This is a genomic window from Pseudoalteromonas sp. TP27, from assembly GCF_056470645.1.
In genome coordinates this window covers 218,936-232,029 of sequence record NZ_JARDAK010000003.1, presented here as the reverse complement: position 1 = coordinate 232,029, position 13,094 = coordinate 218,936, and the positions used below count along the sequence as shown (strand labels likewise).

The 13,094-nt window shown below is 39.9% G+C and carries 9 protein-coding genes; 4 read left to right on the top strand and 5 right to left on the bottom strand.

Going from position 1 to position 13,094, the window contains the following annotated elements; translation table 11 throughout:
- Positions 1 to 4: 4 nt before the first annotated feature.
- From PX700_RS05635 to PX700_RS05620, 4 genes are all read right to left on the bottom strand, one after another.
- A complete protein-coding gene (locus PX700_RS05635) occupies positions 5 to 3,655 on the bottom strand; it encodes an SbcC/MukB-like Walker B domain-containing protein (protein WP_479520122.1) in 3,651 nt (1,216 codons plus the stop codon).
- Positions 3,652 to 4,899, bottom strand: coding sequence for an exonuclease SbcCD subunit D C-terminal domain-containing protein (locus PX700_RS05630; protein ID WP_479520121.1), 1,248 nt, complete (start codon positions 4,897 to 4,899; stop codon positions 3,652 to 3,654). Before PX700_RS05630 ends, PX700_RS05635 begins: the two co-directional genes overlap by 4 nt.
- 78 nt (positions 4,900 to 4,977) lie before the next feature.
- The gene (locus PX700_RS05625) at positions 4,978 to 5,214 is read right to left on the bottom strand and encodes a hypothetical protein (RefSeq protein WP_002959190.1); all 237 of its coding nucleotides are present in this window, start codon (positions 5,212 to 5,214) and stop codon (positions 4,978 to 4,980) included.
- 134 nt (positions 5,215 to 5,348) lie between these two features.
- A complete protein-coding gene (locus PX700_RS05620; protein ID WP_479520120.1) occupies positions 5,349 to 5,585 on the bottom strand; it encodes a hypothetical protein in 237 nt (78 codons plus the stop codon).
- Positions 5,586 to 5,879: 294 nt separating this feature from the next.
- Between PX700_RS05620 and PX700_RS05615 the strand changes: the two genes are divergently transcribed.
- From PX700_RS05615 to PX700_RS05600, 4 genes are all read left to right on the top strand, one after another.
- The gene (locus PX700_RS05615) at positions 5,880 to 8,327 is read left to right on the top strand and encodes a M1 family metallopeptidase (protein ID WP_415636894.1); all 2,448 of its coding nucleotides are present in this window, start codon (positions 5,880 to 5,882) and stop codon (positions 8,325 to 8,327) included.
- On the top strand, positions 8,327 to 8,821 hold the full coding sequence (locus PX700_RS05610; RefSeq protein WP_479520119.1) for a DUF6702 family protein: 495 nt from the start codon (positions 8,327 to 8,329) through the stop codon (positions 8,819 to 8,821). Before PX700_RS05615 ends, PX700_RS05610 begins: the two co-directional genes overlap by 1 nt.
- Before the next feature lie 319 nt (positions 8,822 to 9,140).
- Positions 9,141 to 9,758, top strand: coding sequence for an HAD family hydrolase (locus PX700_RS05605; protein ID WP_479520118.1), 618 nt, complete (start codon positions 9,141 to 9,143; stop codon positions 9,756 to 9,758).
- A 133-nt stretch (positions 9,759 to 9,891) separates the two neighbouring features.
- Positions 9,892 to 10,617 (top strand): YebC/PmpR family DNA-binding transcriptional regulator, encoded by a 726-nt coding sequence (locus tag PX700_RS05600; protein WP_002959197.1) that lies wholly within the window; start codon positions 9,892 to 9,894, stop codon positions 10,615 to 10,617.
- A 223-nt stretch (positions 10,618 to 10,840) separates the two neighbouring features.
- Here PX700_RS05600 and PX700_RS05595 read toward each other — a convergent pair whose 3' ends face one another.
- Entirely contained in the window at positions 10,841 to 13,021 is a 2,181-nt protein-coding gene (locus tag PX700_RS05595; protein WP_479520117.1) for a malate synthase G, read from the bottom strand.
- Positions 13,022 to 13,094: the final 73 nt, after the last annotated feature.

Here is a 13,094-nt window from a genome sequence, read left to right as displayed (position 1 = left end):
ATAGCTATATAACTTCAACTGTGGAATATCCACCTGGCTTTTTGGCTACATGCACTTGAGTGGCTACGCGCTCGCTCATTTGTGTTACGTGCGATATAACGCCTACTTTTCTACCTTGTGCTTGTAATGAATCAAGAGCGTCCATTGCAATGCTGAGGGTTTCACTATCTAACGTACCAAACCCTTCGTCAATAAACAAAGAATTGATTTGTACTTTGTTTGACGAGAGCGATGCTAAGCCAAGTGCCAGCGCAAGTGATACTAAAAATGACTCCCCACCCGAGAGCGTATTAACAGAGCGTTGCTCGTCGGCCATGTCGCGGTCAATAATCGCAATGTCGAGCGTTTGTGCTATTGCCGTTAATTCGTAGCGTTTGTTGAGTGTTTTTAAATGGCTGTTGGCATAGTGCAGTAATATTTTTAACGTTTGCGTTTGTGCCAAATTACGCATGGTTTTACCTGTTGCATCACCTAGTACTTTATTAAGCAAGTGCCACTGTTCAACCTGCGTTTTAAGCGTAGTTAACTCAGCTTGTTTGCCTTCAAGCGCCTTTGTATTTTGGTTATGCTGCTCAATGGCAGTATTAGTCGCTAGTAATGAACTTTGCAGCTGCGTTTGTTGCTCGTTTAAGCTACTTAATTGGGTATTTAAAGCCTCTGCACTTTGCGTTGGTTTATCGCTACTGTTGTGTTTTTCAAGCGTAAGCTGCTGCTGTTTTAATGCGGCGTTTGCATCGGTTAGCGCTTGAGTTAACTGCTCGTGTTGATTTAAATGCGTTTTAATAACATCGCTACTAAGCGTTAGTAAAATTTTGACCTGTTCGTGCGTTGCATTACTAAATTGCACTTTAAAGTCGCTAAACCACTCGTTATAACGTGCCTCAAGCGTTGCTAGCTCTTGGCTGTTTTCAAGTAAGCGTTGCTCTGCGTTTTTAAGCGTTATAGCGTGCTCGTCTCGCTGCTTAATAGCATCGTCATGTGCTTTTTGGCTAGCTTGAACCAGCGATTGCTTTTGCTCTTGCTCACTGACAAGTTTTGCTTGGTAGTCGTCTGCGCTTATTTGCTCGTTATTAAATAATGCTAAGCGCTCACTTTGCACAGTGCTTAATAGCGCTTTAGCTTTTATGAGCTCTTCATTAAGTGTTTTTAACGACAGCTCACTTTTACTTATAAGCGGGGTAAGTTGTTTTATTTGCTCATTAGCTGTGTCTTGACGTTTTTGGCTCTGCTCAAGTTGCGTTTGAGTTTGCTGGTACTGCGTAACCTGCTCGTGCAGCTGGGTAAGCTCAAGCGTATTGGCTTGTAGTTGTTGCCAAACATCACTGTTTTCAAATTGGCTATTAAGCGTTGTACCCAGCTCGTTAACTTGCGCACTTAGTTCGCTATGCTTACTCGTTATTTGGTTTTGCTGATGTGTAAGCTCAAGGTGTTTATTACTCAGTTGCTGCTGTACTTGCTGCTCTGCTTTGAGTGCTGCTTGTAGCTCATTTACTTTGGTTTGCAGTGTACGCTGGCGTTTTTGTTGCTCAAAGTATTGCGCTTTTTGCTCTGTTAACTGCTTATAAGTAACTTCAAGCTGGTCGGCCGTTAAGTCGTTAAGCTCGGTACGTGCGCCTTGCATGGTATTTTTAATATCAAGCTGTTTAGCTTTTGCTGTTTGTATTACTTGCTCAAGTTGTCCATGTTCAGCAGTTAATACAGCATGTTGAGTTTGATGCTTATGCAGCTCACTTTGTGCATGCTCAAATTGCTTTTTAGCAGTAGTAAAAGCATTTTCAAAATCAGTAATTAAGTTATTTAATTGCTGATTTTGGTTTACCGCGTACGGGTGCTCAGTGGCGCCGCATACCATGCAAGGCTCATTAGGGCGAAGTTCAGTACGTAAATGCTCTACGTTTTCGCTGGCTCTTAAGCGCGCTTGATTAAGTGCGTATTCGCTACCTTTAAGCGCTTGCTCACTGGTTATTAAATTTTGATTAAGTAAAGCATGAGCTTGTTGGCTTTCATTTAACTGCTGATTAAGTACTTGTTGGCGTTGCGTGCTTTGTTTTAGTTCTGTATTAAATTGCCCATAACGCTCGCGTTGCTCTTTTAAGTAATCAATACTCTTTAGCTGCGCGTCGCAGTGCTCTGCATTAAATTCAGTCAGCTGATTATCTAATACCTGTAAAGTTGATTTCTCGTTATTAAGTAACGCCTCGCACTGCTGCACTTTATTATTTTGCGCATTTAAAAGATCGCTCTGATTTGCAAGCTCGCTATTAAGAGTTTGGCTTTGCGTAAGGTTTGCGGCTAATTGCTGCTGTGCACTTAAGTAAGTAGTAAAGCTTTGCTTATAATAGCTCCAATCTTTTGCTAAAACATGCAGCTGCTCATGCTCATTAAGCCATTGCTGGCTTTTTGTAGAGTCGGTATTAGCAAGCTCTAACTCGTTACTGCTTTGCTTAAACTGCTGATTGAGCTCATCAAGCTGCGTTTGCTCTTTAGCTATTTGTGACTCAGTACCTTTTATACTTTGGCTTTGCAAAGCAATGCTGCTGTCGAGCTCGCGCGCTTTAGCGATAACGGGCGCTGCATTTTGTTTTTGCTCATTTGCGTTATTAAGCAGCTCGGTATGTTTGGTAAGCGCGGTATTACACTCGTTAATTACCGCTAAATGGTCAACACTTTTAAGCGCTGTAATTTGCTCATTTTGCACCGTGTTTTGATCTGTTAATTGAGTAAAGCGACTGCGGTTATCTTTTATTTCAAGCGCTTGTTTAGCTTGTTTTGCTTGCTCGCTTTGCTCAGCGATACTTTCAAGCGCTGAGCTTGCGTGTTGCTGGGTTTGCTGCGCTTGGAGTAAGTTTTGCTCAAGCACTGCTGCTTGCTGATACCAGCTAAGTGCTTTTTCAGTTTTGGTCAGCTCTTTTTTAGCGTGTTCGGTTTGCGCTTTTAAATCGGCTAACTTGGTTTGTTGTAGCTCAAGTTCTTCTGGTGTTAATAGAGTATAACTTTCAAGGCCTGCTTTAAGCGCTTCAAGCTTTGCTACTTGCTCTTTATGGCGTTCAAAAATACGCACGCCAATACGGCTAAACTTATCGGTGCCTGTTAAGCACTCTAAAAGTTGCGCTCGCTCATCGCCAGTGGCTTTTAAAAATGCAGCAAACTCGTGTTGCGCTAATAATACCGCACGGGAGAATTGCTCAAAGTTAAGCCCTATTTTGCTCTCAACTTCTTTTATTGTGTGGCTTTTGTCTGCTATTAGGGTTTCGTCTGGCAGGGTTACTAAAGTGTGCTCTGCAACTTTAAGCTTGCCTGTTACTTTTTTATGGGTGCGTGAAATTGTATAGCGCGCACGATAAAGCTGTTTATCTTGCCCTAAAAAGTCAACCTCAGCGTAGCCTTCCCAGGTGCCTCTGCGTAGTAAGTTTCGCGCATCATTTAGCTTAATGCTGTCGCCGTTAAACTCAATTAAATTACCTTTATCGCCACGTAGCCGTGCTGTTTTTGTATAAAGCGCTAAGCATATCGCATCTAAAAAGGTACTTTTACCTGCGCCGGTATCGCCTGTAATGGCAAATAAACCCGCGTCTTTTAATGGGGCTTTAGTAAAGTCTATTTCAGCGTCAACAATTGAGGCTAAGTTATGAATACGAACTGCGGTTATTTTCATAGTTGTTCTTGCTCCGTTAGCTCGTTTATCACGTCACTTAAAAGTGCTTTTAGCTCATCGGGTACGCTTTGCCCTGCCATGTCTTTATCGTTTGCGAACGCTTGCTCTAATAAATTAAGTGGGTTGAGCATTTCAACCTCGCTTAAATCTTCAAATACGGTGTTTTCGTCATTGTTAGCTAATTGCTCGCGTACGCGTTCAATACCACAAAATTTAATATGCTTGCCTTCAAGTGCTTGTTCTATTTGCTCTCTGAAGGTGGTGTCGGTATCGCTCGATTTAAGCTTTACACGTAAATAAGGCGCTACTGTATTTTGTGATGTGTCGAGTGCTTTAATTTGCTCGCACAGTTCACTTAATGGTACGCACTCCCCTTTTGGTAAAACAATTACATCGGCAGATCGCGGAATGTAAAGGGGGTTTACAGTTGTACTAATATGTTGTTTTTTATCAGTAATAAATTCAATAATATTTACTTGATGCGTGTAATTACGCTCTGAAAACGACATTGGGATAGGTGTGCCGCTGTATCGAATAACATCGCTTTTAGCAACTTGTTGCGCTTTGTGTAAATGCCCAAGGGCAACATAGTTAGCTTGTTTACCAAATACATTAGCTGAAATAGACTCTTCACCGCCTATTACTAAGTTACGCTCAGAGTCACTTGATATATCTCCGCCTTTAGCGTGTAAATGCCCCATAACTATTAATGGTGAGTTTTGCTCATTTATATTAACAGCTTGCTCTAGTGCAAGTTCGTAAGCTTTTGCAACGCCTTGTGCATAGCTAGAGCCGTTTTCAGTTTGGCTAAGTGAACTTACATCGCTTGCGCGTAAAAATGGCATAGCGACGATTACAGCGCGTTTACCATTAGTATTTATGATAATAACAGTTTCATCGGGTGTTGCGACATCAAAGCGTCCTACTACGTGAGTATCAAACTGTGCAAGTAATGGCTGAGCTGCCAAAATACGATTTGCAGAGTCGTGGTTACCCGCAATAATCACTACATGTAATAGTGGGCATGCTTTTTTGGCATCTTTAATAAATTGATAAAGCTGATTTTCAGCGCTAGCGCTTGGCGTCGCTGTATGATAAATGTCGCCAGCAACTAAAAGTAAATCTATTTGTTGTTCAACAAGAGTGGCTAATAACCAGGTAAAAAAGGCTTGGTGTTCAACACGGCGATCGTGTTCGTAAAATTGTTGGCCAAGGTGCCAATCTGAGGTGTGGAGGACTTTCATGTCGCGCTCTTAATAAAACCGTAAGAGCGCCAATATACCCAAGGCAGTTAAAGATGCAAGCCTAAGACCCGCATTACGTTAGGTTAAACTGTACCACGCTGAAAAAACAACCGGTAATGCTAAAAGTGCCATTAATAATGGGATTTTTAACGTTTTAGTTTGTTTTGCGTGTAGCGCCTTTAGTGCATTAGTTTCGTTGCACGCTGCTACTTTATCGATATAAAAATAACCCGAATCGAGATACTGCTTACAGTTATTCTCACTTGCTGGAATCGCAATTAGTTCTTGTTGTTTTTTTAGGATATAAAAATCCATAAGCCCACCGCATTTATTGCTAGTAATCGATATTAATTTGAGGATAAATGTGACGAATTTATTTGCCTCAAATAAAAAGGTTGGCGATTTTAAATATAAACAGCACTAAAGATCAACCTAAAAATGCACTATTTTTAATTTATCGTACAAATAGTTAATATTACTGAAAACACAGCAATATTTGCGCCAATTAATAGCCTCTTTTTACTGTGTTTTTGCTCAGTAGATAGGCGCTTAAGCGCATCTTGCTTATTACAACCCGATACCACATTTACATAGGAGTAATGATTTGCTTGATAGCGCTCAAGTAATGCTTTTTTAGCAGGAATTGCTTCGAGCTGATGACCTTTTTTTACAATGTAAAATTTCATATCGTGCCCCTACAAATTGCGAATTACTTTTAATTTAAACTATTACTATGAATTAGGCATGAAAACCCTAAATTCAAGGGCTTGTTCCTTTTTTGATACTTTAAATCGAATTACTGTTTGTAAACCCCCTTTACAGTTTTTATCCATTCGTGTTTTGTTACAAAACATTTGTATTTTTTTATCTAAAAAACGAAGTGAACATCACCCTAAAAATACGGTATTTGGTCGCTAATTTATTGAAGCTTGTTGGTATATTTGTCAAAGTACGCTCACAAAATTATATTAGGACTAACAATGAAAAAAATAGGTCTTACGCTAAGTGCTTTTGTATTGCCTTTTGCAATATCGAGTGCAGCTATGGCGTCTTCAGTTGAACAAACAAAAGGTTCTTACGTTGATAAATTTCGTCAATTAGACGAAGCACTTCCTACACCCAATGTATATCGTAGTGCGGCTGGCGAACCAGGTGAAAAATACTGGCAGCAACGTGTTAATTACGATATTGATGTAAAGCTTGATGAAAAAAAGCACCGTATTACCGGTAGCCAAAACATCGAATACAAAAATAACTCTCCACATACGCTTAAGTATTTATGGTTGCAGCTAGACCAAAATATTTTTAAAAGTGACTCAATTGCCGAAACAACGAAAACTTTTAAAAGTACATTAAACAGCTTACCAGCTCAAAAGCCCGCTAAATTAAGTTTAGGCGAATTACGTCGTCAGCAATTTATGAGCGACAACGAACTGGGTTATACAATTAGTGGCGTAAAAGATGACGATGGTAAAGAGCTGCGTGTAACTGTAGTCGATACTTTAATGCGCATTGATTTAAACGAGCCATTAAAACCAGGTAAAGAAGTCGAATTTAGCATGAACTTTGCCTTCAACATTGTTGAAGAAGATGCAGTGGGTGCACGTTCTGGTTATGAGCACTTTGAAGAAGATGGCAACGACATATTCTTAATTGCTCAGTGGTTTCCTCGTTTAGCGGCTTATACCGATTACGAAGCATGGACAAACAAACCATTTTTAGGTTCTGGTGAATTTACGCTTGAGTTTGGTGATTACGATGTAGAGATTACTGTTCCTGCGGATCACATTGTATCGGCTACTGGTAAGCTTGATAATGCGAGCAAAGTACTTACAAGTACTCAGCGCAAACGTTTAAAGCAAGCCGAAACATCTAAGCGTCCTGTGTTTATTGTTAACGCAGAAGAAGCGCTAGAAAACGAAAAAGAAGGCACTGACAAAACTAAAACGTGGCACTTTAAAGCCCAAAACGTACGTGACTTTGCGTGGGCGTCGTCTCGTAAGTTTATGTGGGATGCAAAAGGTTATCAGCAAGGTGGTGATGTTCAACCTTTAGTTATGGCAATGTCATTCTTCCCTAAAGAAGGTGGCGATTTATGGGAAAAGTACTCAACTGAAGCTGTAGTACACACAATGGAAGTGTACTCTAAGTATTCTTTTGACTACCCATACCCAACTGCGCAATCGGTAAATGGCCCTGTTGGCGGTATGGAATACCCAATGATTACCTTTAACGGCCCGCGTACTAAGTTACAAGATGATGGTACTCGTACTTATTCTCAAGCTGAAAAGCGCTTTTTACTTGGCGTAGTTATCCATGAAGTAGGTCATATTTACTTCCCAATGATTGTTAACTCAGATGAGCGCCAATGGACGTGGATGGATGAAGGCTTAAATAGCTTTTTAGATGGCGTTGCTGGTCGTGAATGGGATCCTACTATTCCTTGGGGTGTTGAGCCTCGCGATATAGTGAGCTACATGAAGTCTGAAAACCAAGTACCTGTTATGACTCAGTCAGACAGCGTATTACGTTTGGGGCCTAATGCGTATACTAAACCTGCAGCCGCACTTAATATTTTACGTGAAGTAATTTTAGGTCGTGACTTATTCGACTTTGCATTTAAAGAATATGCTCAGCGCTGGAAATACAAGCGCCCTACCCCAGCAGATTTTTTCCGTACAATGGAAGAAGCTTCTGGTGTTGATTTAGATTGGTTTTGGCGCGGTTGGTTTTACACCACAGATCATGTAGATATCTCGTTAGATAAAGTATATCAACTACGTTTAGACACTAAAAACCCTGATATTGACTACAACCGTTTACGTGACATTGAAGCAGACAAGCCTACGTCATTATTTGTTGAGCGTAACCGTGCTGAAGGTAAAAAAACATGGGTTGAGCAAAATACTGATGTTACCGACTTTTATGACGAAAACGACCGTTTTACTGTAACCAATAAAGAACGTAACAAGTACAACAAGTTTTTAAAAGGCTTAGAGCCGTGGGAGCGTAAAACGCTTGACCGTGCAGTAAGTGAAGATAAAAACTACTACGTTATGGAGTTTTCAAACCTAGGTGGTTTGGTAATGCCTATTTTATTAGAGCTAACGTATGAAGATGGCACTAAAGAAGAGCGTTATATTCCTGCTGAAATTTGGCGTCGTAATTATAAAAATGTTCAAAAGCTAATTGTTACCGATAAAAACAAGCCACTTGTGTCAGTTACTGTCGATCCAGGCTGGGAAACAGCTGACGTAAATGTAGAGAATAATAACTACCCTCGTCGTATTATTCCTTCACGTATTGAAGTGTTTAAAAAGGAAAAGAGTAAAGCTAAGGTGAGTCGCGATATCATGCAAGATATTAAAACTGAACTTAAAACTGATGAGAAAAAAGACGAAAAGGATGACGGTGAGGAGCAGCAATAATGCGCTTTTTGCTTATTATTGTTTGCTTTTTAGTTGCTGCGCCAAGTATGGCGCATCAACTAAAGTCGTCAGTTACAACTGTGCTTTTTAATAAACGAACGCATAATGTTGAGTTAATGCATCGCTTTTATTTACACGATACCGAACATGCCGTAGGAACATTATTTAAAGGCAAAATCGATATTATTAATAATAAAGCCGACCAACAGCGTTTTGCTAAATATGTTGAATCGCATGTTGCTCTACAAACGTTAAGTGGTGAACCTTTACCACTTAACTTTGTGGGGGCACAAGTTGATGGTAAGTTTTTTTGGGTTTACCAAGAAGCACCTATTCCTGCAGAAATTGAAGGAATTAAAATGAGTAATGGCGCACTTCGTGATTTATGGCCATCTCAGGTAAATATGGTAAATGTTGAGGGCAAAGGTAAGATTAAAACCCTAAACTTTGCACAAGATGATACTTGGCTCGAAGCCCGCTTTGAGCAAAATTAATAGTTAAAACTTCCCCAACCGACGCGCACATCAGTTTATGTGCGCGTTTTCTTCATACGTTTAAACTGCGTTCATATTTGATCTGTTATTTGTAAATTTACGTAAAAATTGGTAGTTCAATTTGTATATTTACCTTTTTTTGCGCATGATATATCAAGCACTTAAATTACTGTGTTATCAATAGATTGATAATGGTGCGTATTAATATTTAAATATAGTTAGTTTCATTTATCCCTTTGTATTTACCGGCCGAGGGCATAAGCAGTAGAGAATTTTATGTTTAAATTTCATTTAGTAATAACTAAATTCAGGGAATGATATGACTACTCAGGTTGAGGCTATTTTTGGAGTAATTTTTGATTTAGATGGGACATTGGTTTCATCAGAATTAGACTTTGCATTAATTAAGGCCCAAATAGGTTGCCCTTGCGAGCAAGATTTACTTGATTATATTGCTCAGTTGCCCTCACCGTATATGCGTGAAGAGGCAATGAATATAGTTCACCAACACGAATTAATAGACGCTCAACATGCCACTATTTTACCCGGCGTGAGTGAAGCTATTCATGCTTTAAAAGCCAAAAATATCCCCATGGCGATTGTTACTCGCAATTTTGATAAAGCGGCTGCAATTAAATTACAAAATAACCCACTTCCTATCAGCACGGTTTTAACGCGAAGCGATGCACCTGCAAAACCCGACCCGAGCGCTTTAAATGCTATTGCTACACTTTGGGACATTAACGCCAGAAATTTACTTTATGTAGGCGATTACCTTTACGATATTCAAGCTGCGCATAATGCAAACATGCGAGCATGTTTATATGCTCCAGAGTCAACGCCAGCTTACGCAGACCAAGCTGATTACGTTTTACATGACTTTGTTGAATTAGTGACATTGGTTGAGAGTTACTCTAAAAAAATAGAGTTATGTTAAATAGCGCGCTATTGAATTTATTTAAGAATAAGTGCTACGTTATTTAAATTACAAAATAACGTTTGTTTCTAGCCCAATACGTTTTGAATTGGTAAAATACCGCAAAACGTAACGTATTCATTAGGGGCACAAAATGGGCAGAGCATTTGTAGTTCGTCAAAGTTCTATGATCAAAACAGCCAATGCAAAAACAAAAGTAAACTCAAAATATGGTAAAGAGATTTACGTTGCAGCAAAAAGCGGTGATCCCGATCCCGAAGTAAATCAAACACTGCGCCGCCTAATCGAAAAAGCTAAAAAAGATCAAGTACCCGCGCACGTTATCGAAAAAGCAATTGAAAAAGCAGCCGGTGGCGCAGGGGAAGATTACTCTGTTGCCCGTTATGAAGGCTATGGCCCTGGTAACTGCATGGTTATTGTTGACTGTTTAACTGACAATCCAAACCGTACTATTAAAGATGTACGCTTACCGTTTACTAAAACAGACTCAAAAATTGGTACTCCTGGCTGTGTAGCACATATGTTTGATCATTATGCGGTACTTGGCTTTGCAGGCGATGACGACGAAGTTGTGCTAGAAGCACTAATGATGGCTGATGTAGATGTAAGCGATGTTGAAGCCGAGGACGGTAAAATATCGGTATTTGCACCGCCAACAGAATACTTTAAAGCTAAAACAGCCCTTGAAGATGCATTTGAAGGCATTAACTTTGAAGTAGACGAAATTACGTTTATTCCTCAAGTTAATATTGAAATTGAAGATGAAGAAGTGATTGCTAACTTTGATAAGTTTATAAATATGCTTGAAGATTGTGACGATGTACAAAATATTTATCACAATGCTATTGTAAAAAATTAGAGTAAAGTCCTAAAAACACTAAAAAAGCGTGTTTTGTGTAAGCAAAACGCGCTTTTTTACGTTTGAATAAATGTTAGGTATTCATGCATATTATGCTTATTCGGATATATATCTTTAAAACGCCATACAAGCGCTACTTTTTTAATTCTAGCCGATAAAAAACCAGCCCTAAGGCTGGTTTTACTCGAAAAAACTCAAGCACGAGTTAAACATTTGGAGTGTATTAACAATGTTGTGCCTTGTATTTTATACGGTAGCTATGTAGTAATGGTTCAGTGTAACCACTCGGTTGGGTTACGCCCTCTAAAACCAGTGCAAGTGCAGCTTGATAGGCAATGCTGTTAACCAATGTTTCTTCATTTGTTGCCATGGGTGTATACGCAGTGTCGTGCTCGTTTTGACCATCAACCACTTTGGCCATTTTAGCCATTGTTGATTCTATTTGCGCCTTTGAGCACACGCCATTTAGCAACCAATTAGCCATATGCTGGCTTGAAATACGCAGTGTTGCTCTGTCTTCCATTAATCCAATGTGGTTAATGTCGGGTACTTTAGAGCAGCCTACGCCCTGATCAATCCAACGTACAACGTAACCTAAGATACCTTGTGCATTGTTTTCAAGCTCACTTTGAATATCTTCTTTTGAAAGCGTTTTAGGGTCTGCCATTAATGGCGGTGTAAGCAGGTCATTAAGGCTAGCAATAGTACGTTTAGCTATACTTTGCTGCTCGGTAAATACGTTTATATCGTGATAATGCATTGCATGCAGGGTAGCGGCTGTAGGGGAGGGCACCCATGCTGTATTAGCACCTGATTTAGGATGCGCTAATTTTTGCTCCATCATTAATGCCATTTTATCTGGCATTGGCCACATGCCTTTACCTATTTGTGCTTTATGACTTAAGCCACAAGCAAGGCCAATATCGACATTGCGATCCTCATATGCGCTTATCCATGGTTGCTGTTTAATCTGTGCTTTTGGAAGTACAACACCCGCTTGCATAGAGGTATGAATTTCATCGCCGGTTCTATCTAAAAATCCGGTGTTAATAAATACCACACGCTCTTTAGCGGCATGAATACAGGCTTTTAGGTTTACAGAAGTACGGCGTTCTTCATCCATAATACCCATTTTAAGGGTGTTTTTAGGTAAGCTTAACGCTTCCTCTACTAAGCTAAATAAAGTGTTAGTAAACGCAACCTCTTCGGGGCCGTGCATTTTTGGTTTTACGATATTAATACTTTGCGCGCTGGTATTTTTTATACCAGTTTTTTTGTTTAGGTCGTGCAAGGCAGCCGTTGCAGTAAACATCGCGTCCATGATGCCTTCAAATACTGGTTGATTGTACACATCGGTAATCGCTGGATTCGTCATTAAATGGCCAACGTTTCTAACAAACATCATGCTGCGGCCTTTTAAAGTAACTGTGCCGCCATCGAGTGCGGTGTATGTTTTATCACTTTGTAGGGTACGCTCTACGGTTTTATTGCCTTTTTTAAATAATTCAACAAGGTTACCTTGCATCAAACCAAGCCAATTTTTATAAACCTGTACTTTATCCTCTGCATCTACTGCAGCTACTGAATCTTCACAATCCATAATGGTTGTGAGTGCCGCTTCTAATACCACATCTTTTAAGCCAGCTTTATCTGCTTGACCAATAATGTGATGGTGATCGATATGCAGCTCTATGTGTAAATCATTGTTTTTTAATAATACTACAGTAGGATTTTGCGCTTCACCTTGGTAGCCAATAAGCTGAGATGGATTAGCTAATGTGGTTTGAGAGCTATCACGCAACGTAATTAAAAGTGCGCCATTTACTACTGAATAATTAGTGCTTTCTATGTGCGAGCCATTAGTCAACGGCAATGCTTTGTCTAAAAACTGACGAGCGTAGGCCATTACTTTAAAACCACGTACTGGGTTGTAGGTAGTGCCTTTTTCGGCGCCATCGTCTTCGCTTAACACATCAGTACCGTATAAAGCGTCGTATAACGAACCCCAACGTGCGTTAGCAGCATTAAGTGCAAAGCGTGCATTACTTACAGGCACAACCAACTGAGGCCCTGCTGTAAGCGCTACTTCAGGTTCTACATTTTGAGTTTCAATCTCAAAGTTGGCAGGCTCTTTTACTAAATAACCAATATCTTGCAAAAATGCATAGTATTTAGCGCTATCCCAGGTTTTGTTAGCAAGATGATAGTCATCTATTTGCTTTTGAAGCAGTTCTCGCTTTTCAAGCAGCGCCTTATTTGTAGGGGTAAGTGTTTGCACTATATGTGCAAAGTTTTGCCAAAACTGCTGTTCACTTAAATGCGTGCCAGGGAGTAATTGGTTTTTAACGAAATCAGCAAGTTGTGTGTCTACGCTGAGTCCTGAATGTGTGAGAGTGTGGGACATAATTGCCTTCCTTAAACGGTCGCGATGTTGTTGTGTGCTAGTGCGTTAAGGCAACAATAACTCAAAAAAGCAA

What these genes read in the sequence shown, in the direction of transcription:
- PX700_RS05635 (WP_479520122.1), bottom strand. Translation starts at nt 3,655, where the DNA reads ATGAAAATAACCGCAGTTCGTATTCATAACTTAGCCTCAATTGTTGAC.
- PX700_RS05630 (WP_479520121.1), bottom strand. Translation starts at nt 4,899, where the DNA reads ATGAAAGTCCTCCACACCTCAGATTGGCACCTTGGCCAACAATTTTAC.
- PX700_RS05625 (WP_002959190.1), bottom strand. Translation starts at nt 5,214, where the DNA reads ATGGATTTTTATATCCTAAAAAAACAACAAGAACTAATTGCGATTCCA.
- PX700_RS05620 (WP_479520120.1), bottom strand. Translation starts at nt 5,585, where the DNA reads ATGAAATTTTACATTGTAAAAAAAGGTCATCAGCTCGAAGCAATTCCT.
- PX700_RS05615 (WP_415636894.1), top strand. Translation starts at nt 5,880, where the DNA reads ATGAAAAAAATAGGTCTTACGCTAAGTGCTTTTGTATTGCCTTTTGCA.
- PX700_RS05610 (WP_479520119.1), top strand. Translation starts at nt 8,327, where the DNA reads ATGCGCTTTTTGCTTATTATTGTTTGCTTTTTAGTTGCTGCGCCAAGT.
- PX700_RS05605 (WP_479520118.1), top strand. Translation starts at nt 9,141, where the DNA reads ATGACTACTCAGGTTGAGGCTATTTTTGGAGTAATTTTTGATTTAGAT.
- PX700_RS05600 (WP_002959197.1), top strand. Translation starts at nt 9,892, where the DNA reads ATGGGCAGAGCATTTGTAGTTCGTCAAAGTTCTATGATCAAAACAGCC.
- PX700_RS05595 (WP_479520117.1), bottom strand. Translation starts at nt 13,021, where the DNA reads ATGTCCCACACTCTCACACATTCAGGACTCAGCGTAGACACACAACTT.